The 19888-nt window shown below is 72.1% G+C and carries 22 protein-coding genes; 11 read left to right on the top strand and 11 right to left on the bottom strand.

Annotation, left to right across the window (positions count from 1 at the left end):
• Window positions 1-33: 33 nt before the first annotated feature.
• Window positions 34-687, bottom strand: coding sequence for a phosphoribosyltransferase (locus ACFPQ9_RS08255; RefSeq protein ID WP_380849025.1), 654 nt, complete (start codon window positions 685-687; stop codon window positions 34-36).
• Between the two features lie 267 nt (window positions 688-954).
• Here ACFPQ9_RS08255 and ACFPQ9_RS08250 point away from each other — a divergent pair, with 267 nt between their 5' ends.
• The 3 genes from ACFPQ9_RS08250 to ACFPQ9_RS08240 all read left to right on the top strand — a co-directional run bounded on the left by ACFPQ9_RS08250 (window position 955) and on the right by ACFPQ9_RS08240 (window position 2363).
• Window positions 955-1194 carry a hypothetical protein gene (locus tag ACFPQ9_RS08250; protein ID WP_380849022.1) on the top strand — a complete coding sequence of 80 codons (240 nt, stop codon included), beginning with the start codon at window positions 955-957 and terminating at the stop codon, window positions 1192-1194.
• Between the two features lie 103 nt (window positions 1195-1297).
• Window positions 1298-1630: a hypothetical protein gene (locus ACFPQ9_RS08245; RefSeq protein ID WP_380849019.1), complete on the top strand. Its 333-nt coding sequence runs from the start codon at window positions 1298-1300 to the stop codon at window positions 1628-1630.
• A gap of 91 nt (window positions 1631-1721) precedes the next feature.
• Window positions 1722-2363 (top strand): phosphoribosyltransferase, encoded by a 642-nt coding sequence (locus tag ACFPQ9_RS08240; protein WP_380849016.1) that lies wholly within the window; start codon window positions 1722-1724, stop codon window positions 2361-2363.
• Between the two features lie 3 nt (window positions 2364-2366).
• On the opposite strand, the gene ACFPQ9_RS08235 is transcribed toward ACFPQ9_RS08240, so the two are convergent.
• Window positions 2367-3485: a CapA family protein gene (locus ACFPQ9_RS08235; RefSeq protein WP_380849013.1), complete on the bottom strand. Its 1119-nt coding sequence runs from the start codon at window positions 3483-3485 to the stop codon at window positions 2367-2369.
• Window positions 3486-3530: 45 nt separating this feature from the next.
• Complete coding sequence (locus tag ACFPQ9_RS08230; RefSeq protein WP_380849010.1) at window positions 3531-3986, bottom strand: archease; 456 nt, start codon at window positions 3984-3986, stop codon at window positions 3531-3533.
• 105 nt (window positions 3987-4091) lie between these two features.
• On the opposite strand from ACFPQ9_RS08230, the gene ACFPQ9_RS08225 reads away from it, so the two are divergent.
• The 3 genes from ACFPQ9_RS08225 to ACFPQ9_RS08215 all read left to right on the top strand — a co-directional run bounded on the left by ACFPQ9_RS08225 (window position 4092) and on the right by ACFPQ9_RS08215 (window position 7393).
• Entirely contained in the window at window positions 4092-4544 is a 453-nt protein-coding gene (locus ACFPQ9_RS08225) for a TIGR03668 family PPOX class F420-dependent oxidoreductase (RefSeq protein ID WP_380849007.1), read from the top strand.
• Between the two features lie 153 nt (window positions 4545-4697).
• Window positions 4698-6035: a gluconate:H+ symporter gene (locus ACFPQ9_RS08220; RefSeq protein ID WP_380849004.1), complete on the top strand. Its 1338-nt coding sequence runs from the start codon at window positions 4698-4700 to the stop codon at window positions 6033-6035.
• Window positions 6036-6064: 29 nt separating this feature from the next.
• Window positions 6065-7393: an enolase C-terminal domain-like protein gene (locus ACFPQ9_RS08215; protein ID WP_380849001.1), complete on the top strand. Its 1329-nt coding sequence runs from the start codon at window positions 6065-6067 to the stop codon at window positions 7391-7393.
• Window positions 7394-7422: 29 nt separating this feature from the next.
• Here ACFPQ9_RS08215 and ACFPQ9_RS08210 read toward each other — a convergent pair whose 3' ends face one another.
• Together ACFPQ9_RS08210 and ACFPQ9_RS08205 are read right to left on the bottom strand one after the other, a co-directional pair.
• Entirely contained in the window at window positions 7423-8235 is an 813-nt protein-coding gene (locus tag ACFPQ9_RS08210; RefSeq protein WP_380848998.1) for an amidohydrolase family protein, read from the bottom strand.
• Between the two features lie 36 nt (window positions 8236-8271).
• Window positions 8272-8697, bottom strand: a complete 426-nt coding sequence (locus ACFPQ9_RS08205; RefSeq protein WP_380848995.1) for a PaaI family thioesterase — start codon at window positions 8695-8697, stop codon at window positions 8272-8274.
• 68 nt (window positions 8698-8765) lie between these two features.
• Here ACFPQ9_RS08205 and ACFPQ9_RS08200 point away from each other — a divergent pair, with 68 nt between their 5' ends.
• From ACFPQ9_RS08200 to ppk2, 3 genes are all read left to right on the top strand, one after another.
• Window positions 8766-9206: a MarR family winged helix-turn-helix transcriptional regulator gene (locus ACFPQ9_RS08200; protein WP_380848992.1), complete on the top strand. Its 441-nt coding sequence runs from the start codon at window positions 8766-8768 to the stop codon at window positions 9204-9206.
• Window positions 9207-9320: 114 nt separating this feature from the next.
• Window positions 9321-9797 carry an SRPBCC domain-containing protein gene (locus tag ACFPQ9_RS08195; RefSeq protein ID WP_380848989.1) on the top strand — a complete coding sequence of 159 codons (477 nt, stop codon included), beginning with the start codon at window positions 9321-9323 and terminating at the stop codon, window positions 9795-9797.
• An 82-nt stretch (window positions 9798-9879) separates the two neighbouring features.
• Window positions 9880-10767 carry a polyphosphate kinase 2 gene (gene ppk2, locus ACFPQ9_RS08190; protein ID WP_380848986.1) on the top strand — a complete coding sequence of 296 codons (888 nt, stop codon included), beginning with the start codon at window positions 9880-9882 and terminating at the stop codon, window positions 10765-10767.
• Here ppk2 and ACFPQ9_RS08185 read toward each other — a convergent pair.
• From ACFPQ9_RS08185 to ACFPQ9_RS08165, 5 genes are all read right to left on the bottom strand, one after another.
• Complete coding sequence (locus ACFPQ9_RS08185; protein WP_380848983.1) at window positions 10764-11147, bottom strand: luciferase domain-containing protein; 384 nt, start codon at window positions 11145-11147, stop codon at window positions 10764-10766. The two genes, ppk2 and ACFPQ9_RS08185, sit on opposite strands and share 4 nt — an antisense overlap.
• A gap of 87 nt (window positions 11148-11234) precedes the next feature.
• The gene (locus ACFPQ9_RS08180; RefSeq protein ID WP_380849113.1) at window positions 11235-12137 is read right to left on the bottom strand and encodes a YceI family protein; all 903 of its coding nucleotides are present in this window, start codon (window positions 12135-12137) and stop codon (window positions 11235-11237) included.
• Window positions 12138-12186: 49 nt separating this feature from the next.
• On the bottom strand, window positions 12187-13269 hold the full coding sequence (locus tag ACFPQ9_RS08175) for a maleylacetate reductase (protein ID WP_380848980.1): 1083 nt from the start codon (window positions 13267-13269) through the stop codon (window positions 12187-12189).
• Window positions 13266-14129, bottom strand: a complete 864-nt coding sequence (locus ACFPQ9_RS08170) for a dioxygenase family protein (protein WP_380848977.1) — start codon at window positions 14127-14129, stop codon at window positions 13266-13268. The genes ACFPQ9_RS08175 and ACFPQ9_RS08170 overlap by 4 nt, the downstream gene beginning before the upstream one ends.
• A gap of 76 nt (window positions 14130-14205) precedes the next feature.
• Window positions 14206-15945 (bottom strand): FAD-dependent oxidoreductase, encoded by a 1740-nt coding sequence (locus ACFPQ9_RS08165; protein WP_380848974.1) that lies wholly within the window; start codon window positions 15943-15945, stop codon window positions 14206-14208.
• A gap of 192 nt (window positions 15946-16137) precedes the next feature.
• Between ACFPQ9_RS08165 and ACFPQ9_RS08160 the strand changes: the two genes are divergently transcribed.
• The gene (locus tag ACFPQ9_RS08160; RefSeq protein ID WP_380848971.1) at window positions 16138-17862 is read left to right on the top strand and encodes a sigma-54-dependent Fis family transcriptional regulator; all 1725 of its coding nucleotides are present in this window, start codon (window positions 16138-16140) and stop codon (window positions 17860-17862) included.
• Window positions 17863-17874: 12 nt separating this feature from the next.
• Here ACFPQ9_RS08160 and ACFPQ9_RS08155 read toward each other — a convergent pair whose 3' ends face one another.
• The gene (locus tag ACFPQ9_RS08155; RefSeq protein ID WP_465269558.1) at window positions 17875-18462 is read right to left on the bottom strand and encodes an AMIN-like domain-containing (lipo)protein; all 588 of its coding nucleotides are present in this window, start codon (window positions 18460-18462) and stop codon (window positions 17875-17877) included.
• Between the two features lie 203 nt (window positions 18463-18665).
• Between ACFPQ9_RS08155 and ACFPQ9_RS08150 the strand changes: the two genes are divergently transcribed.
• Complete coding sequence (locus ACFPQ9_RS08150) at window positions 18666-19832, top strand: FAD-dependent oxidoreductase (RefSeq protein ID WP_380848965.1); 1167 nt, start codon at window positions 18666-18668, stop codon at window positions 19830-19832.
• Window positions 19833-19888 lie beyond the last annotated feature (56 nt).

Raw genomic sequence — 19888 nt, 5'->3', positions numbered from 1 at the left:
ACCTTGTCACGGCACCCACCCGGGCGCCGAGCGTCACGCCGTGGCGTGGAACGCGTGCAGTGTCCTCGCGATCTGGGTGTCCGGGACCCGGCCGTAGTCCTCGTACCACTCGCCGACGGCATGCAGGCCCGGCGGCTGTTCGAGGCACACGACGTTGTCGCACTCGCCGCGCATGGCGGGGACGGTCCGCGCGCTGCCGACGGGGACCGCCAGGACGAGTCGCGCCGGACCGTGGCGGCGCAGGAAGCGCAGCGCGGCCGTGGCGGTGAGGCCGGTGGTCAGGCCGTCGTCGACGAGGACGACCGTGCGGCCGCTGATGGACGGGGGCGGGCGGCGGCCGCGATAGAGGTATTCGAGGCGGTGCAGCTCGTTGCGTTCCTGGACGACGACGTCGCCGAGCCGGTCCTCGGACAGGTGCATCATGGCCAGGCTCTGCCGGTCGTACAGCGGCGGATCGTCGGCGACGACCGCTCCGATCGGCGTCTCCGGCCGGATCGGGGTACTGATCTCGCCGGCGATCAGCACATCCAGCGGGGCGTGCAGGGCCCGGGCGACCTCCGAGGCCACGGGCACGCCGCCCGGGGGCAGGGCCAGCACCAGCACATCGATCAGGTCGCCCGATCCGGCCCACTCGGCCAGCCGCAGACCCAGTTCCTGTCCGGCGTGGGTACGGTCGCGAAATGGCACGGCGCACCTCCCGCGTGATCGTCGCAGCCGCCGAGTGCCCGGCGCGACGTGGACGAAACGAGCGGCAGCCGGCCGGAACACGCGTGGCTGTCGTCCGGGTGGGTACTGCGTTGCTTGACAGCCATCGAACTCAAGGGCGTGGCGTTCGACGACCGGACGGTGACCTTCCACCGGTACGCCGAACACCGACAGCCCAAATTGATGACGATTCAACTGTGGCCGGTATGCCGGGCTGCGTACACGCCACTCAGAGCGCATGGTGGTGGCATGAGCACGCGTCCCCCCGTGGTGGTGTCGCCGCCGGAGTCGGACGGCGGGCGTCAGGTGACGATCCGTGACGAGCCGACGGGCACCGCCTACAGCCTGTTCGACGTCATGGACCTGGTGCACCGCGCGGGCCTGCCCGCCGAGGACCGGGCCGTCGACGACCCCGAGCTGATCGAGTGGCGCGGCGGCGGGCCGTACGACTGGAACAGCCCGGACGCGTCCGGCAAGTCGAAGGGGTGAGGGGCGCGTGCCACCCTGGTAAGTCCGAGGTTCCCGGCGAAGAGCCCGTGGCCTTCACTGAAGTCGGCACGTCCGAACGGACCACGACTTCACGGGGACTCACATGAACCGCAGGAAGAGCATCGTCGCGGCAGGTCTGACCACCACCCTCTCCGCCCTCGCCCTCACCGTCGGCGGCTTCGCCGCTCCCGCGCAGGCGGCCGGCACCGTCGACTGCGACGGCTGGGTGCACAACAACAACCCGGACCACGGCATCGCCGGCTGCCACAACAACACCGACCGCACCGTCACCTTCCGTGCCGAGGTCGTCTGCGGCTGGGCCCCGGACGTCTCCGGTCAGTGGGTGACGCTGGCGCCCGGCCAGTACGGCGAGTCCTCCGGCGTCTGCGCGATCTACAGCTCGGGCGTCGGCAGCGTCGGCTGGACCATCCAGTAGCGGCCGTCCGGCCCTGGGACGACGAGCGAGTCCGGCGGGGTGTCCGACACCGGAGAGCCGGGTACGCGGCGACGGACGGAAGGGGAGACCCATGCAGTTCCGTGACCGCGCGGAGGCCGGGCGGGAGCTGGCGGAGCACCTGCGCGTCCGGCAGGACAAGGGCGACTTTCCACAACCGGTCGTCCTGGCGCTGCCCCGCGGCGGCGTCGCGGTCGCCCGGGAGATCGCCGCGGTCCTTCAGGCCCCGCTGGACGTGCTCGTCGTACGCAAGATCGGGGCGCCGTTCCACGCGGAGTTCGGGGTCGGCGCGCTCGCGGGCGAGGACCCTCCGCTGTTCGACGAGCAGACGCTGTACCGGCTGGGGCTGAGCGAGGCCGACCTCGCGCCGGTCGTGGAGCGGGAGCGCAAGGAGCTGCGGCGGCGCGAGGAACGCTATCGGCAGGGCCGCCCGGCACCGCAGCTGCGCGGCCGTACGGCCGTCGTCGTGGACGACGGGGTCGCCACCGGCTCCACCGCTCGCGTCGCGCTGCGCGCCGTACGCAACCGGTCGCCCGCGCGGCTGGTCCTCGCCGTGCCCGTCTGCGCTCCGGAGGCGGCCGAGGAGCTGCGCCGGGAGGTGGACGAGTTCGTCTGCCTGCACGAGCCACGGCTGTTCAGCGCGGTCGGTGAGTGGTACGAGGACTTCGGCCAGCTCACCGACGCCGATGTGCTCGAGGCGCTGCGGGGTGACTGAGGCTCACCCCAGGGGGGCGGGCTTGCTCAGGGCGAGCGCGCCGTCCGGGCCGAGGGTGACGTGGACGCCGTAGCCGATGCGGTCGAGGGTCGTGTGCAGCCAGCCGCGGGCCTCCGCCGGCGCCGGCTCCAGACTCATCCGGCGGGCCAGCAGCGGCTCCATGCGCAGGCCGGCGAGTTCGCCCGTGTCCGACGCGAGGGTCACGAAGTAGGCGATGCGCAGGTCGTCGCGGTACTGCTCGTAGCCGGGGATGCCCTCGTAGTCGTCGATGAAGTCGCCGCAGCCGTGCAGGATCAGCCGGCCCCGGTAGACCTCGGCGGCGCGCGGGTGGTGCGAGGAGTGGCCGTGGACGAGGTCGGCGCCGCCGTCCACCAGGGCGTGGGCGAAGCGGCGCTGTTCGCGGGGGACGGGGTAGCCCCAGTTGGAGCCCCAGTGCACGGACACCACCACGAGGTCGCCGTCCCGCTTGACCTGCCGTATCCGCCGTACCGCGGCGGCGGCCGTGGCCGGCGACAGTTCGGGCACGTAGGCGACACCCGGCCGGCCTTCGGTCGCCGCCCAGGCCGCCGGGATGCCGCTGTCGGCGGCGCCCAGGGCGAAGACGAGCACGCGGCCGCCGTGCGGGAGGGGCAGCGCCACGGGCGCGTACGCCTCCTGCGCGCCACGCCCGGCACCCGCCGTGCGCAGGCCCGCCCCGTGCAGCACGTCGAGCGTCTCCTTCAGCCCCGCGCGGCCGAAGTCCTGCACATGGTTGTTGGCCAGGACGCAGACGTCGGGCCGGGCCACCGTGAGGGCCGGCAGGTTCGCCGGGTGCATGCGGTAGTGGACGGCCTTGCCGGGCTCGAACGCGTCACTGCGCGTGACGGACGTCTCCAGATTGACGATCCTGACGTCCGGGCCGTCCGCCTCCAGCAGCCGCAGCGCCTCGCCCCACGGCCACGACGCGTCCACCGGGGCCGGGATCGAGCCGCTCACCGACTCGGCCATGCTGACGTAGGCGCGGGCGTCGGTGATGTACCCCTCCCGCAGCTCCGGATCGCCGGGCCGGGCGAGGATCTGGTCGACGCCTCGTCCCAGCATCACATCGCCGCAGACGAACAGCGTCACCGTGCCGCCGCTCATGCCTCCACGGTACGAGCCCCGCACGCCGCCGCCGACCCGTACCCCTCATACATCCACGGTCACCGCGCAGGACCATCCGTACGGATCCGGCCCGATGCGCAGCCCGTGCCAGGACACGCCCCTGGGGTCGACGCCGGTGACCCGCACCTCGCTGAGTTCGGCGAGGGCGAGCCGTACGTCGAGTTCGCCCTCCATGGCGTCGGCCTCCAGGTCCACCGGCACCCGGCCGTCCTCGTCGAGACGTACGGCGACCTCGTCAAGGAGTGCCGTCAGGAGCCCCTCGTCGCTGTCCTCGGCGAGCCGCAGCCGCTCCACCGAGGTGGGTCGTACCGTGGTGACGTCGGCGAAGCACTCCACCATCCCCAGCGCGGCCTCCACCAGACATCGCTCGCGACTCACCGCCCACGCCTCGATCCGTACGTCGTCCGGGTGCGGTACGGCCCGATGGCCGCTCTCGCCCCGGCGTCGCGCCTGGATGACGTCGTCCGTGTCGCCGACCATCGGCATCACCTGATCCACCGAGTCGTCCCCGAGGAGTGCTACACGGAGAGGGATACCCGACACGGGGCACGGCGTACCGCCACCGCCGAGGCCGAAGGAGCCGACATGCCGGACATGGAGCAGCACGAAGCACGCGAGCGGTTCACCGCGGCACCCGTCGCGCGGCTGGCGACGGTCGACCCCGAGGGCCGGCCGCATCTGGTGCCGGTCGTGTTCGCGGTGGACGGCGACGAGATCGTGACGGCCGTGGACGCCAAGCCGAAGCGGTCGAAGGGGCTCAAGCGGCTGCACAACATCGCCGTGCGCCCGGCCGTCTGCCTGCTGGTGGACGAGTACGACGCCGACTGGGACCGGCTGTGGTGGGTCAGGGCGGACGGTGGCGCCCGGATCCTGGCGCCCGACGCGGCGGACGAGGACACGCGCGCCGAGCACGCCGACGCCGTGGAGCGGCTGCGGCGGAAGTACGCCCAGTACCGGCAGGAGCCTCCGGAGGGGGCCGTCATCGTGATCACCGTTCTGCACTGGAGCGGTTGGCGAGCGGTGCCGAGCGGCGAGTGATCCCACCGGCCGGGTAATCCGGATCGGCAGACCCATTGACCTTGACCATCCACGAACATAATCTCCGTCCTCATATGTAGACGACGTCTTCATGTGAGGACCCCATTCAGTGGGGTGAACGTAGGCGGCCGGCGTTCAAAGGAGAACTGACATATGCCGCTCGTGGTGGTGGGGATCAGCGTGCTGGTCCTGCTCGTCCTGATGACCCGGCTCAAACTGAACGGCTTCGCGGCCCTGCTCCTGGTGGCGGTGGGCGTCGCCCTGGTCCAGGGCATCGCGATGGAGAAGATCCCCGACGTCCTCGCCGAGGGCATCGGCGGCCAGATCGGCGACACGATGCTCACCATCGGGCTCGGCGCGATGGTCGGCCGGGTACTGGGCGACTCCGGCGCCGCCCAGCGCATAGCCGGCCGGCTCCTGGAGGTGTGCGGACCGCGCTGGGTGCAGGTGGCCATGGTGCTGACCGCCATGCTCATCGGCGTGACGATGTTCTATGAGGTCGCCTTCGTCATCATCGTCCCCATCGCGTTCACCCTGGTCCGGGTCACCCGCGCGAACCTGCTCTGGGTGGGTCTTCCGATGTCGATCGCCCTGTCCACCATGCACAGCTTCCTGCCGCCCCACCCCGGCCCCACCGCGGTGGCCGCCACCTTCCACGCCTCCGTCGGACTCACCCTGTTCTACGGCCTGTTCATCGCCGTCCCCGTCGGCGCGGCGATCGCCCTGCTGTGGCCGCGCCTGCCGTTCGTGCGGGCCATGAACCCCGGCATCCCCAAGGGCCTGGTCAGCGAGCGTGTCTTCGAGGACGACGAGATGCCCGGCATGGGCTGGTCGCTGTCCGTCGCCCTGCTGCCCGTCGTGCTGATCGCCGGAGCGGCCGTCGCGGACCTGGCCGGAGCCGGCGACAACGGCCCGATGCACTTCGTGGCGTTCATCGGCTCCGCGCCGATCGCCCTGCTGCTCACCCTGCTCGTAGCGATCTGGGCCTTCGGGCCGCGCGTCGGCCGCAGCCTGGCCGAGGTCAGCGCCTCGTGCAAGGAGGCCGCCCAGGCCATGGCGATGATCCTGCTCGTGATCGGCGCGGGCGGCGCCTTCAAGAACGTCCTCGTGGAGGGCGGGATATCCGACTACATCAAGGACGCCACCGACGGCTGGTCGGTCTCCCCGATCATCCTGGCCTGGCTGATCGCGGCGATCCTGCGCGTCGCCCTCGGCTCCGCGACCGTCGCCGTCGTCACCGCCTCCGGCGTGGCGCTGCCCCTGCTCGCGGGCAGCGGTGTCCACCCCGAGGTGATGGTCCTCGCCGTCTCCTGCGGCTCGATCGCCCTGTCCCACGTCAACGACCCGGGTTTCTGGATGTTCAAGGAGTACTTCAACCTGTCCGTCCTCGACGCCATCAAGGCCCGCACGACGTACACGACGGTCCTCGCGATCCTCGGCCTCGGTGGCGTACTGGTCCTGGAGCAGGTCCTCGACGCCTTCAGCATCTGACCCCCTCACGAGAACGGCATCCGCCAGCCATGAGCCAGCCCGTCATCACCCGCTTCGCCGTCTATCCGGTCGCCGGCCGGGACTCGATGCTCCTCAACCTCTCCGGAGCCCATGCCCCGTACTTCACCCGCAACGTCGTCGTCGTGGAGGACTCCGAGGGCCGCACCGGCCTCGGCGAGGTGCCCGGCGGGGAGAAGATCACGCGAACCCTGCGGGACGCCGAACCCCTCGTCGTCGGTGCGCGCGTGGGCGACCACAAGAGGGTCCTGCGGGCGATCGGCGCCGCATTCGCCGATCGTGACGCGGGCGGCCGCGGCGCGCAGACCTTCGACCTGCGTACGACGGTGCACGCGGTCACCGCCGTCGAGTCCGCCCTCCTCGACCTGCTCGGACAGCACCTGGAGGTCCCGGTCGCCGCCCTGCTCGGCGACGGCAAACAGCGCGACGCCGTACGGGTCCTCGGCTACCTCTTCTATGTCGGCGACCCGGACCGCACCGACCTCGACTACGTCCGTGCACCCGACGCGGACGTCGAGTGGTACCGCGTCCGGCACGAGGAGGCGCTGACCCCCGAGGCGATCGTCCGCCAGGCCGAGGCCACCTACGACCACTACGGCTTCCGCGACTTCAAACTCAAGGGCGGCGTCCTGGCCGGCGCGGAGGAGGTCAAGGCCGTGACCGCGCTCAAGGAACGCTTCCCGGACGCGCGGATCACCCTCGACCCCAACGGCGCCTGGTCCCTGCGCGAGGCCGTCGAACTGTGCCGCCCCCTCCTCGGCACCCTCGCCTACGCCGAGGACCCCTGCGGGGCGGAGGGCGGTTACTCGGGCCGGGAGATCCTCGCGGAGTTCCGCCGGGCCACCGGCCTGCCCACGGCGACCAACATGATCGCCACGGACTGGCGCCAGCTCACCCACGCCCTGGCCCTGCAGTCCGTGTCGATCCCGCTCGCCGACCCGCACTTCTGGACCATGCGGGGCTCGGTCCGGGTCGCCCAGCTGTGCAACGCGATGGGACTGACCTGGGGCTGCCACTCCAACAACCACTTCGACATCTCGCTGGCGATGATGGCCCACTGCGGAGCCGCCGCGCCCGGTGAGTACAACGCCCTGGACACGCACTGGATCTGGCAGGAGGGACGGGAACGGCTCACCGTCGAGCCGCCGCGGATCACCGGTGGCGAGGTCGCCGTACCGGACACGCCGGGACTGGGAGTCGACCTGGACATGGACCGGCTCCTCGCGGCGCACGAGCTGTACGAGGAGAAGGCGCTGTCCGGCCGGGACGACGCGGTCGGGATGCGGTACCTGGTCAAGGGCTGGACGTTCGACGCGAAGCGGCCGTGCCTGGTGCGCTGAGCAGCGCTGCCACAGGGGCGGAACCGCTGTCACAGGGCGAAGACGCGGCGGGCGTTGCCGTACAGGAACAGCTCCCGCGTCTCCTCGTCAAGACCCAGGCCGTCCAGGTGCTCCAGCGCCCGACTCGGCGTGATCATGGGGTAGTTGGAGCCGAACAGCACCTTGCGGCGGCCCCGGCCGCGCAGATACGCGACCAGCTCCGACGGATACCGGCCCACGGTGTAGGCGCTGGTGTCGATGAAGACGTTCTCGTGCTTGTCGGCGACCGCGATCATCTCCGTCGTCCACGGGTAACCGATGTGCCCGCACACGATCGTCAACTCGGGGAAGTCGAGGGCCACCTGGTCGATGTACGGGATGGGCCGCCCGGTCTCCGACGGGCGCAGCGGGCCTGTGTGCCCGACCTGCGTGCAGAACGGCACACCGAGATCCACGCAGGCCGCGTACAGCGGGTAGTACAGCCGGTCGGTGGGCGCCCGCTCCCACAGCCACGGCACCACGCGCAGCGCCACGAAGCCCAACTCCTGGACGGCGCGCCGCAGTTCGCGCACGGCCGGCATCGGACGCGCGAGGTCGGCGCCCGCCACGCCGCGCAGCCGTCCGCCGGAGCGCTCGACGAACTCCGCCACCTCGTCGTTGTCGATCAGCGGACCCTGCGGCCCGTACCAGGCGGACGCGAGGCCGATCTCCACGTCGGCGGCTTCCAGCGCCGCCACCGTGACCTCGACGGGCAGCGGCTTGTCCAGTCGCTCCATGCCGGTCCACCGGCGCAGTGACTCGAACATCTCCTGGTTGGCGAAGTGCGGGGTCGGGTGCTGCATCCAGGCGTCGATGACGGGCATGGGCCGGCCTCTCTGCGCGGTCGGGGGCGGGCGGGATCAGGGAGCGGTTTCGGTGACTGCGATGGTGCCCTGGGCCACGGCGTACAGCGTGGAGGTGCCGTCGGTGTCGATCGTGGTCAGGTCACAGCGGCACACCGCGCGGGTACGGCCGGCACGGATCACGCGGGCGTGGGAGCGCAGGATCTCGCCCTTGGCGGGGCGCAGAAAGTCGACGGTGAATCCGGCGGTCACCAGGCCGGGGCCGACCGCGCTGCCGGCGGCGAAGGCCGCCGCGTTCTCGGCCGCGTAGCCGAGGACGCCGCCGTGCACCCGGCCGTGCTGGTTCAGCAGGTCGTCGCGCAGATCCAGTTCGAGAGTCGCCTCGCCGTCACCGAAGGCCGTGAGCCTGGCACCCAGCAGCACGCTGAAGGGCTGGGCGGCCAGCACCTTGCGGGCGAGGTTCAGATCGAGGGTCTCGTGCATCTCGCACACCTCACTTCACTAGTGAAGTGAGCATGGCGTCGCCTTGTCGCGTCTGTCAACATCGGTCCATGTCCGAGCCCGATCAGCGTCTGTACTTCCTGCTCCAGCGAGCGGCACACCAGCTGCGTACCGCCTCCGACCGGCGACTGCTCGCCATCGCGGGCATCACCACGGCCCAGCTCGGCGCGCTGTTCGCGGTCCGTGACGAGCCGGGCATCACCCAGCAGGGGCTGGCCCGCGTCCTCGGGCTGCGTGAGTCCGCCGTCACCGGGCTGGTCGGCCGCCTCACCGCGGCCGGTCTGGTCGCCAAGCGGGCCCACCCCCGCGAACACCGGGCGGTGGTACTGGAGTTGACCGACACCGGTGTCACCGCACTCGCCGCCGCGCAGCCGGCGGTCGACCGCTTCAACGCCGAGGCGCGGGCCCTGCTCGGCGAGGACGGGTTCACGCGCACCGCGGCGGCGATGCGGACCCTGGCCCACTGGGAGTCGCCCGACGCGGGTGGCTGACGGGGCGCGGGACCTTGGACGGGTGACCGCCGCTGCGCCCTGTGCCGACAGGTTGCGCATGCCCCCCGCCCTGCCCGGACGGCTTCCGCATGCCCCCGCCACTATCGTGAACCCATGAACTCGACCCGGGTCTCCCGGCATGTCGACGCCCCGCGCGCGGCCGTCTACCGAGCGCTGCTGGACGCGGACGCCGTCGCGCGATGGCGGGTGCCGGACGGGATGACCGCGCGGGTGCACGAGTTCGACGGCCGGGAAGGCGGGACGTTCCGTGTCTCGCTCACCTACGACCTGCCCACCGGCACCGGCAAGTCGGACGCGCAGACCGACACCTACCACGGCCGTTTCGTGCGGCTGGTGGCGGACGAGCTGGTGGTCGAGGAGGTCGAGTTCGAGACCGACGACCCCGCCCTGCTCGGCACGATGACCATGACCACCACCCTCGCCGACGCCGCGGGCGGCGGCACCTACGTCACCATCGCGCACGAGGGGATCCCCGACGCCGTGCCGGCCGCGGACAACGAGACAGGCACCCGCATGGCCCTGGCCAACCTCGCCCGGCTCGTGGAGAGCGCACCGCCTCCCCACGCGTGAAACTGACAAGTGACCCGGCACTTACCTGACCTTTGCCCGGCGTTCGCCGCGCGTACGAAGCCGCTCGCTTCCATGCGGAAGTATGGACACCGAACTGCTGTCAGGGCTGCGCGTCGACCACACCGACCAGGACGACCCCGTACTGATCAGGCCGGACGGCAGCCCGGTGGACACCTGGCGCGAGAACTACCCGTACCAGGAGCGCATGGAGCGTCCGGAGTACGAGTGGCACAAGCGGCTCCAGCAGATCGAGTTGCTGAAGCTCCAGAGCTGGATCAAGGAGTCCGGCCGTCGGCTCGTCGTCGTCTTCGAGGGGCGGGACGCGGCCGGCAAGGGCGGCACCATCAAGCGCTTCACCGAGCATCTGAACCCGCGCGGGGCCCGGGTGGTGGCGCTGGAGAAGCCGACCGAGCGGGAACGCGGGCAGTGGTACTTCCAGCGGTACGTCGAGCATCTGCCGACCGCCGGCGAGATCGTGCTGTTCGACCGGTCCTGGTACAACCGGGCCGGCGTGGAGCGCGTGATGGACTTCTGCACCGACGACGAGTACCGGCGCTTCATGCGGCAGGCCCCGGCCTTCGAGCGGATGCTCGTGGACGACGGCGTCGACCTGGTCAAGTTCTGGTTCTCGGTCTCCCAGGGCGAGCAGCGCACCCGCTTCACCATCCGCCAGGTCGACCCCGTACGGCAGTGGAAGCTCAGCCCCATGGACCTGGCCTCGCTGGACCGCTGGGACGACTACACCGCGGCCAAGGTCGCCATGTTCCGTGAGACGGACACCGAGCACGCGCCCTGGACGGTGGTGAAGAGCAACGACAAGAAGCGGGCCCGGGTCGAGGCCATGCGCAGTGTGCTGGCCCGCTTCGACTACAGCGACAAGGACGAGGAGGTCGTCGGCGCCCCCGACCCCAGGATCATCGGTGCCGCCGCCGGTCTGCTGGAGGCGGGCGAGGACGACACCGGCTCCTAGCCGCGCGGCAGCACCGTGACGCGGCGGAAGTTGCACTCGTCCCCCGCCGGACGCCCGGCGGGGGAGGGCAGGTTCTGATGGGCCTTGAGCGCGGCGCTGACCAGGCTCATCAGCAGATCGACATCCGTGTCGCAGTCGAGGTGCACCGTCACCCAGCCGGAGCCGGGGACCAGCCGGATCGCGGTCGAATCCCGCAGATCGTCGTGGAACCGCGCGATCGCCGGCGCCGTCAGGTGCAGGTCCACATCGTGGTCCGAGTGGAAGTGCACGATCTCGCTGTGGACGGCGCGCAGTGCCCGCCCTGCGCCACAACCGGCCGGGCCCGAGGTGAGATCGGGCCAGGCTCGCAGTCGTTCCATGGCGCGTTGGGCCAGTGTCATGCCCCCATGGTCACCCGATCACCGCGCCGCAACCAGAGGTTGAGCGATTTGTAACCGGTGCGTGAGGTACCTCTCAGCCACCGCGGCCTAGTCGGGAGGCGTCGGTGTGTCGTGCGTGCGGTACATCGCCTGCACGTCCAGCTCCAGCTGAACCGTCGGCCCAACCACCGCGATGCCGCGGGCCAGCATGCTGCGCCAGTTCAGGGTGAAGTCCTCCCGGTGCAACTCGGCCTTCGCCAGCGCCGCGCACCGCAGCTCCTCGCCGTAGCCGCCGTTGACGGACCCCAGGTAGGTGGTGTCCAGATCCACGGAGCGACTCACGCCGTGCATGGTCAGCGAACCCTGCAGCGTCCACTTGGCGCCGCCCCGGTAGACGAAGCGGGTGCTCACGAAGTCGATGTGCGGGTAGCGGTCCACGTCCAGGAAGTCCCCCGAACGCAGATGGGCGTCCCGGGTGTTGTTGCCCGTCGTGATGCTGGCCGCGTCGATCCGCACGGACACCTGTGAGGCGGCCATGTCCGGTGCCACGCGTATGCCGCCCGTGAACCGCTCGAAGCGGCCGTGGACATGGGCCATGCCGACGTGCCTGGCGATGAACCGGATCGCCGTGTGCGGCGGGTCGAACAGCCAGGTGCCGGGCGTCGGCAGCTCCAGCTGCCGGGCCGACGCCAGCCGGACCCGGACGGCCGGCTGGGCCGGACCGGCTGCCACGTCCAGGGGTTCGCGGTGCGGGGACAGGCCCTCGGCCGTGATCATGAGGCTGTAGCGGCCCGGGGGCAGCGCGGCGAAGAAGAGGCCGTAGGGGTCCGTCGTCCCGGACGCCATGACCTCGTGCGAGTCCAGCGCGGTCACGGTCACGTCGGCGCCGCGCATCGGCAGCCCCATCGGATCGACGACCTCGCGGCCCACGACGCCCGCTCCGGGCGGCACGGGCAGGGGAACACCCGGGGCTCCTCGGGAGCGTCGACTCCTGAGCAGACCGAGGGGCATGCTGATCACCTTTTCTTCCTGCGTGGGGGACGTTCGAGCGTGGGGGGTGTCAGGGGGCGGGTGCGGCCGGGGGCGCGCCCTCGAAGGCCGCCCGCAGCAGGGCGAGCACGCCGTCGGCCGTCACCGGGCGCGGGTTGGCGTACGCCTGGCCCCCGGCCTGCTCGGCGGCCGTCGTCAGGTCGGCTTCGGTCAGGCCCAGTTCGGCCAGCGAGCGGGGTGCGCCGAGGCGTCCGGCCAGCTCCCACAGCGCCGTCGGCGCGTCGGCCGCGTCCAGCGCGCGGGCCACGGCGGCCGCCGCGTCCGGGGCCGCGGAGGCGTTGTACGCCAGGGCGTACGGCAGCACCACCGTGTGCGTCTCGGCGTGCGGCAGCCCGAAGTTGCCGCCCAGGACATGGCACAGCTTGTGATGCAGGCCCATGGTGGTCGCGCCCAGGCAGGACCCGCACAGCCAGGCCCCGTACAGGGCACGCCCGCGTGCGTGGCGTGACGCCGGGTCCCCGGCCACCGCGGGGAGCGCCCGCGCCATCGCCCGTACGCCCTCCTCGGCCATCAGCGCGACCAGCGGCGAGGTGTCGGGCGCGTACAGGGCCTCAACCGCGTGCGCGATCGCGTTGACGCCGCTGGTCACCGACAGCGGCACGGGCAGCGAGAGGGTGAGCTCGGGGTCGTAGACCACGCTGCGGGGCAGCACCTTCGCATCGCGGCCGGTGCGTTTGACGCCGTCCTCGGTCAGGCCCCACACCGGGGTCATCTCCGAGCCGGAGTACGTGGAGGGCACGGCGATCAGCGGCAGGCCGGTGCGCAGCGCGACCGCCTTGCCCAGACCGATCGACGAACCGCCGCCCACGGCCACGCAGCCGTCGGCGCCCACCGCGCGGGCCGCCCGCACGGCGGCGTCCGCGACCTCGGCGGGGACGTGCATCCGGGCCCGGTCGTGCAGCCCGGCACAGGCCGGTCCGAGTGCGTCGGCGACCGCCCGTGCGGTGTCCGCGCCCCGAGTCCCGCACACCACCAGCACCCGCCGCAGCCCGAGCCGCTCCACCTCGCCGGGCGTCGCCGACACGGCCGCGCCGGCCCGGAAGACGACCCGCACGGGCCGGCTCTCGTAGGAGAAGTCGAGGGCGTGCGTCACGACGGCTCCAGTACGAGGTCGAAACGGGCCTGCCGGAAGGGGTTGGCCACACCGAACTCCCGTGCCGCGGACGGGTCGTCGACGGAGGCGAAGTCGGTGACGAGGCCCGGCTTGACGGCGAACACCGCGTCCGAGTCCAGGAAGTCGCTGCCCGCCACGAAGATGTGCGTGGTCACCGGGGTGTGTCCGGCGGCCGAGGCGATGAAGTGGATGTGCGCGGGCCGGTAGGGGTGGCGTCCGGTGGCCCGCAGCAGCCCGCCGACCGGGCCGTCCGTCGGGATCGGATAGGGGCTCGGGACGCACGTACGGAACCAGAACCGCCCCTCCCCGTCGGCGGTGAACAGCCCGCGGCCGTTGCCGCCGGGCTGCACGTCCGGCTGCTGCACGTCGTAGAACCCGTGGCCGTCCGCCTGCCAGACGTCCACCAGCGCGCCGGGCAGCGCAGTGCCGTCGCCGGACAGCACCCGCCCGCTCACCACGCACGGCTCGCCGCCGCCCACCAGGTCGATGTCCGCGCCGAGCTCCCGCACGGGCGACTCGGTCATATGGAAGGGGCCAAGGACCGTCGACTCGGTGGCGCCCTCGCCGCGCCGGTCGTTGACCGTCTCCACCAGCATCGACAGACCGAGCACGTCCGAGAGCAGGATGAACTCCTGCCGGGTGTCCGTGCACATCTGCCCGGTCGCCGTCAGGAACCCGATCGCCCGCTCCCACTCCTCCCGCGTCAGCCGTGTCTCCCGGGCGAATGCGTGCAGATGCCGCACCAGTCCGGTGAGCAGCTGCCGCAGCCGCGGATCGCCGGTGTCCCGCAGACTGGCGACGACCTCGTCGGTGACCGTCCGCTCGTCCGAGTCCGCCATGTCGGCTCCCTCTCCGTGCTCCCGCGCGCCCGTCCCGGCCGTGTCCGTTCCAGCTGTGCCCATCCCGGCGTGCCTCTCAACCGTGCCCGAGAATCCGCCGCAGCGCGTCCGTGAGCAACCGTTCGGCGTCCTCGGCAGCGTCGGCGTGCCGGAACGCCACATACCCGTCGGGGCGGACGAGGAGAGCACCCGCGTCGGAGATCTCGCTCAGCGCCGCCCAGTCGCCGTACGGGTCCTCGTACTCCTGCCCGGGGCCGACGACGACCGTCGCGATGTCGAGGGGCCGGCCTTCGGCGGCCCGCAGCCACGCCTCGCCCCCGATGCCGGTGAGCAGCGTGAACCGCCCATTGCCGACGGTGTCGAGGGTGGACAGCGTCCGCGTCCCGGAGGTGATCCAGGCGTGCGGGACCTTCGCGCCCGGGCGGGAGGTCGGCTGGTGGTGCAGCTCGGGGTCGCGGGCGGAGGCGGGCTCGGGGGTGCCGTCGGGCACGATCGCGGTGGACGTGTAGCGCTGGTTGAGGTCGACGCCGTGCGCGTTGAACTCGTACACCTTGAAGGCGATGGCCTCGCGCAGCGCGGCCCGCTGCTTCGCGGCGGCCTCGGTGGCGTCCTTGCGGGCGGCGATGTTCGCCCACAGCTGCTCGGGCGTCTGCGGGGACAGCCCGTCGAGCGCCTCGAAGATCGGGGCGGTCTCGGCGATGGACTGGTTGGCGCGGGTCACCACCTGCCGGCCGACCGGCGCGCGCTCCGCCGTATAGGTGTCCAGGAGCCGCGGCGAGGCCTGGCCGTCGAGGACGAGCTTCAGCTTCCAGGCCAGGTTGTACGAGTCCTGGACGGAGGTGTTGGAGCCGAGCCCGTTGGACGGCGGGTGCCGGTGCACGGCGTCGCCGACGCAGAAGACCCGCCCGGCGGAGTAGGTCTCGGCGTACATCTCGTTGACCGTCCACGCCGAGGACGACTTGATCGTCACCGGGATCTCGTCGTCGCCGACCAGCTGCCGTACGACGGACAGCGCGTACTCCTCGGTGAGGTCGGGGGCGCCCGCCGTCACGTCGTAGCCCCACACGATCAGCCACTCGTTCCAGGGCCGCACACAGCGCACCAGACCCGCGCCGATGCCGCCGACCGTGGCGCCGGGCGCGAGCACCCAGTACAGGGTGGAGGGGCGGTGCGCGGTGTACTTGCTCAGGTCCGCGTCGAAGACGATGTTGACGCTGCCCGCGACACCCATCCGACCGCCCATCGGCAGCCCCGCGTCCTCGGCCACCTGGGAACGGCCGCCGTCGGCCCCGATCAGATACCGGGCGCGGATCGTGTACTCGTCACCGCGCAGCCGGTCCTCGACGGTGACCGTGACGCCCGAGTCGTCCTGGACGAAGGACTTGTAGAGCGTGCTGAAGCGGAAGTCGGTGCCGCGGGCGATCGCGGCGTTCACCAGCACCGGCTCCATCAGGTGCTGCGGCATGTCGCACATGCGGGTCGGGCTGGCCAGCTCGTGCGCGGCCTGGACGAGCGGATCGTTGCCCCAGGAGCGGACCCGGCCGAGCTCCTCACCGGCCAGGCTCGTGCAGAACGTCGTGTTGCCCATCAGATGCTGGGGCGTCGCCCGGGCGATCACTTCCCGCTCGACGCCGAGATCGCGCAGCACCTCCATGGTGCGCTGGTTGGTGATGTGCGCGCGGGGCGTGTCGGCGAGGCTCGCGTACCGCGTGACGACCATGTTGCGCACGCCGTACGTGCTCAGCGCGAGCGCGGCGGACGCGCCCGCCGGGCCGCTGCCCACGATCAGTACATCGGTCTCGACGACGGTGTGCACGACAGAACGCTCCAGAGAACGGGAAACAGGAGGCGGGAAAGGAGAACAGCCCCGACCTTTCAAGATCATGGAGCGGGGCGGCCGTTCGTGGGTGTCTCATTACGAGACAACCCGCCGGTCGCCGGTGTGCGGTGGACCGGGACGACCCGCCGTCGCCACCCGTGCGACGCCCCGGATACGGTGAGGGACGCCATGACCACAGCGGAACAACCCCCTGCCCTCGCCCCGCTGCGCCAGGCCCGCGAGCGGTTCCTGACGGGACGTCCCCTCCCGGACGGCGTACCGGACGATGTCGTGGCCGCCTGGCGGCGCGCCCGCTTCTTCGGCGTACGGCCCGATCACGACGGCCCCGTACGGGAGTCGGTCGGCCCGGCCGACTCGCCCCTGCTGGAGGCGGCACGCCCCGCGCTCACCCGGATCGCCCCGGCCCTCGACGCCGGACGCATGGCGCTCCTGCTCACCGACGAACGGCTCAGGGTGCTCTGGTCGACCGGCAGCGCGCCCGGCGACGACACCTGCGCCGACCTGTCCGAGCGGGAGGTCGGCCACAACAGCGCCGCACTCGCCCTGCGCACCCGCGGCCGGGCCGAAGTGCACGGCCCCGAGCACTTCCTGGATGTCTGGCAGGACGTCTCAGCCGTCAGCGTGCCCCTGTTCTCCCCGGAGACGGGGCAGGTGCTCGGCACGGTGACGGTGGCCCGCGCCCTGGGGACGGGCTGCCGCCCGCATCCCGGCGCCGCCCTCGCCGAGGCGGCCGCCGCCGCGGTGGAGGCGGAACTGCGGGCACGCGCGCGTACCGCGGAACGGACCCTTCTCGACGCCTACGAGCGGGCCGCGCGCGGACGCGAGCGGGCGGTGGTCGCACTGGACGGCCGCCACCGCCTGATCAGCGAGGCGGCCTCCGGCCTGGCCTCGCCCCAGGTGCTGGAGGCCCTGGAGCGCGGCGCGCGGGCCTGGGGGAGAGGGACCGGCGAGGCGTACGACATCCCGCTGCCCGAGAACGCAGGCTGCACCGCCGAGATCACTCCGGTACGGCACGAGGGCCGCGCCCTCGGCCTGGTCGCCGTGCTCGCCCCGCGTCCCGCGGAGCGGGTGCCGTCGGCGCCGGGCCCGGCGGGCGCGCTGGTGGGCGGCTCGGTGCCCTGGCGGCACACGGTCGCACGGGCGACGGAGCTGTTCCGTACACCGGGACCCGTGCTCCTCACGGGCGAGCGGGGGACGGGCAAGACCGCCCTCGCCCTCGAACTCCTCGACGGTACCGACCCGTTGATCGTGGACGCCGCCGAGTCACCCGAACTCGGCCTCAAGGACGAAACGTGGGACGGCGACCACCCCACGCTCCTGCGCCACGCCGAACGCCTCTCCCAGCCGGATGTCGCCGCCCTCAACTCCCTCCTGGAGGAACACCCGGAGGCCCGCCTGGTCGCCACCCACACCCCCGGAACCTCGCCGGGCCCCTGCCTGCAGCGCCTCCTCGACACGCTCGCGGCCCGCTCGGTGACCCTGCCCGCGCTGCGTGAACGCCCCGAGGACATCAGGGAGTTGCTGCCCGCCCTCGCGGCCGGGCCCGCTCCCGGCAGCCCGCCGCTGACCTGGACGCTGGACGCGCTGCGCGCGCTTGAGCAGCATCCATGGCCCGGGAACGTGACGGAACTCGCCCATCTCGTACGGGCGTTGGCGGGCCGACGACGCGTCTTCGGGCCGGTGCGGCGCGGCGAACTGCCCGATCCCGTCCGCGAAGGACCCGCGGGACGCACCCTCAGCCCGATGGAGCTGGCCGAACGGGCAGCGATCCTGGAAGCGCTGCGCCGCCACGGCGGCAACAAGGCGCGCGCCGCGACGGCGCTGGGAATCGCCCGCGCCACGCTCTACCGGAAGCTGCGCGAGTACCAGACCAAGGGCAACGGGCGCCCCTGACCCGCGAGGTGCTCAGCGTGCCCCGGTCCAGTTGTGCGCGACATCGACGACGACCCGACCGGTGGTCACCCACACCCGGAACGGCAGCCGGGCGCGGACACCGAGCCCGATCTGCGTGTCCCCCTCGAAGCTGCCGACGAACCGGGCGTCCCGGAACGTGCGGTATCCCGTGAGATTCACGCCGGTCAGTCGCTGACCGGCCTTCGCGGGATACGTCGGCCTGCCGGTGGCGGGGTCGTACGCGGGCGCCGTCACGCGCACCTCGATGACGGCGCCGCCGCCGACGCTGATCGGCCGACCCGAGCCGTCCTGGTAGAGACGGCTGACGTACCTGACGGAGTAGCCGAGTTCACTGCTGCCCGCGCCGGGGACGTCGACGACCATGCGGTCGAAGCAGGCGTGCCGACCGGTCCTGACGTTCGTCACCGGCTCCGACGTGGCGGCCGAGCGAGTCTCGGCCAGGCTGCCCCAGCCGGTGGGGCAGGCCGTGGCCTGCGCGGCGGTGGTGGTGGCGGTGGCCTGCGCCGGGATCGCCGCCACGCCCAGCGTGGCGATCATGAGTGCGGATGCCGTCGCCCAAGCGGTTCTGTTTCGTACCATTGCGTCCCCCGAGAGGTGATGTGCCTGATATTAGGGGAGACAACCGTCTTGGCCGAATGGTTGCACGGTTGCGGAGCCCGACGGTCCGGACCTTTCCGCGCTCGGCGGCTCGATCGGGAACCCGTGCCGGACCTGGGACGTTCTACGAGGGGCGGCCGCGATCGGCGGCGCGGGAAGGCCTGTCGAGAACTATCGGGGGCGATGTGACGCGGTTAGTGGTCGTAGGGGGCGGAATCGCCGGCACCGGGGCGGCACTGGCCCTGCACAAAGCCGGATGCGACGTCGCCGTGTACGAGGCGCACCCCGACTCCGCGGAGGACATCGGCGCTTTCCTCACCCTCGCGAGCAACGGCATACGAGCCCTGGCGGAAATGGACGCCTCGGCGGCGGTCACCTCGATCGGCTTCCCGCTGACCTCGATGCGCGTCCTCGACGACACCGGCTCCCAGGTCGCCCAAGTGCCCCTCGGTGACGCCGGAACACCGCATCTGCGGTACCGGTGCGTGCGGCGCGGCGACCTCAACGCCGCCCTGCAGACCGAGGTCACCGCCAGGGGCATCGACATCCGGCACGGCATGCGCCTGGTCTCCGTCCACGACGGCCCCGCCGGCGTCACCGCCCGCTTCGCCGACGGCACCACAGCCACCGGCGACCTCCTCATCGGCGCCGACGGCCTCAACTCCACCGTCCGCGGGCTCACCACCCCCGACAGCCGGCCCCACTACGCCGGGCAGCAGGTCTTCTACGGCTACACCCGCGAAGCGCCCCCGCAAGCCCGGCCCGAGACCATCACCATGGTGCGCGGCAGCGCCGTCGCCTTCGGATACGCGGTCTCGCCCGAGGGGGAGACGTACTGGTTCGCCCGCGTCGCCGCCGAACCCCTCACCGCCGACGACCTCGAGCACGCCACCCCGGCCCGCCTGCGTGACCTGCTGCTGCCGCTGCTGACCAAGGACGCCACCCCGGCCGCGGAACTCGTCGCCGCCACCTCCGACGACCTCATGGTCACCAACGCCACCGAACTGCCCACCGGGACGCCCTGGCGCTCCGGCCGGACCCTGCTCATCGGCGACGCTGCGCACGCGGCGTCCCCCGCGACCGGACAGGGCGCGTCGATGGCGCTGGAGGACGCCGTCGTCCTCGCCAAGTCCCTGCGGGACACGCCGGACACGGACGCCGCGCTGTCCCTTTACGAGACCCTGCGCCGCCCCCGCGTGGAACACAACGTCACCGTCAGCGGCAAGATCTCCCGAGGCACCCACGACCCGGCGGGCCGCGGGCCCGGCGGCGCCCCGCCGAGCCGGCCCGGCGACGACGAGCTCGCCGGACACCTGGCGTGGGACACCGAACTGGGGCTGCCCGCGACGTAAGTCGATGCAGTGGCCAACCGGCGCAACCCCACAGCGCACAGGCCCCTCATAGAGGT

Origin of the sequence: Streptomyces coerulescens, assembly GCF_042657965.1 — a bacterium.
GTDB classification, from domain to species: domain Bacteria; phylum Actinomycetota; class Actinomycetes; order Streptomycetales; family Streptomycetaceae; genus Streptomyces; species Streptomyces coerulescens.
The sequence above is the reverse complement of the archived record's forward strand: the minus strand, read 5'-3'. Positions and strand labels throughout refer to the sequence as shown.

Excerpts from the sequence above, each read along its gene's own strand:
- ppk2 (WP_380848986.1), top strand. The coding sequence starts at position 9,880 with ATGGACACCGAACTGCTGTCAGGGCTGCGCGTCGACCACACCGACCAG.
- ACFPQ9_RS08155 (WP_465269558.1), bottom strand. The coding sequence starts at position 18,462 with ATGGTACGAAACAGAACCGCTTGGGCGACGGCATCCGCACTCATGATC.
- ACFPQ9_RS08240 (WP_380849016.1), top strand. The coding sequence starts at position 1,722 with ATGCAGTTCCGTGACCGCGCGGAGGCCGGGCGGGAGCTGGCGGAGCAC.
- ACFPQ9_RS08215 (WP_380849001.1), top strand. The coding sequence starts at position 6,065 with ATGAGCCAGCCCGTCATCACCCGCTTCGCCGTCTATCCGGTCGCCGGC.
- ACFPQ9_RS08220 (WP_380849004.1), top strand. The coding sequence starts at position 4,698 with ATGCCGCTCGTGGTGGTGGGGATCAGCGTGCTGGTCCTGCTCGTCCTG.
- ACFPQ9_RS08250 (WP_380849022.1), top strand. The coding sequence starts at position 955 with ATGAGCACGCGTCCCCCCGTGGTGGTGTCGCCGCCGGAGTCGGACGGC.
- ACFPQ9_RS08205 (WP_380848995.1), bottom strand. The coding sequence starts at position 8,697 with ATGCACGAGACCCTCGATCTGAACCTCGCCCGCAAGGTGCTGGCCGCC.
- ACFPQ9_RS08235 (WP_380849013.1), bottom strand. The coding sequence starts at position 3,485 with ATGAGCGGCGGCACGGTGACGCTGTTCGTCTGCGGCGATGTGATGCTG.
- ACFPQ9_RS08180 (WP_380849113.1), bottom strand. The coding sequence starts at position 12,137 with ATGCCCCTCGGTCTGCTCAGGAGTCGACGCTCCCGAGGAGCCCCGGGT.
- ACFPQ9_RS08230 (WP_380849010.1), bottom strand. The coding sequence starts at position 3,986 with ATGGTCGGCGACACGGACGACGTCATCCAGGCGCGACGCCGGGGCGAG.
- ACFPQ9_RS08195 (WP_380848989.1), top strand. The coding sequence starts at position 9,321 with ATGAACTCGACCCGGGTCTCCCGGCATGTCGACGCCCCGCGCGCGGCC.
- ACFPQ9_RS08185 (WP_380848983.1), bottom strand. The coding sequence starts at position 11,147 with ATGACACTGGCCCAACGCGCCATGGAACGACTGCGAGCCTGGCCCGAT.
- ACFPQ9_RS08170 (WP_380848977.1), bottom strand. The coding sequence starts at position 14,129 with ATGGCGGACTCGGACGAGCGGACGGTCACCGACGAGGTCGTCGCCAGT.
- ACFPQ9_RS08200 (WP_380848992.1), top strand. The coding sequence starts at position 8,766 with ATGTCCGAGCCCGATCAGCGTCTGTACTTCCTGCTCCAGCGAGCGGCA.
- ACFPQ9_RS08245 (WP_380849019.1), top strand. The coding sequence starts at position 1,298 with ATGAACCGCAGGAAGAGCATCGTCGCGGCAGGTCTGACCACCACCCTC.
- ACFPQ9_RS08225 (WP_380849007.1), top strand. The coding sequence starts at position 4,092 with ATGCCGGACATGGAGCAGCACGAAGCACGCGAGCGGTTCACCGCGGCA.
- ACFPQ9_RS08160 (WP_380848971.1), top strand. The coding sequence starts at position 16,138 with ATGACCACAGCGGAACAACCCCCTGCCCTCGCCCCGCTGCGCCAGGCC.
- ACFPQ9_RS08210 (WP_380848998.1), bottom strand. The coding sequence starts at position 8,235 with ATGCCCGTCATCGACGCCTGGATGCAGCACCCGACCCCGCACTTCGCC.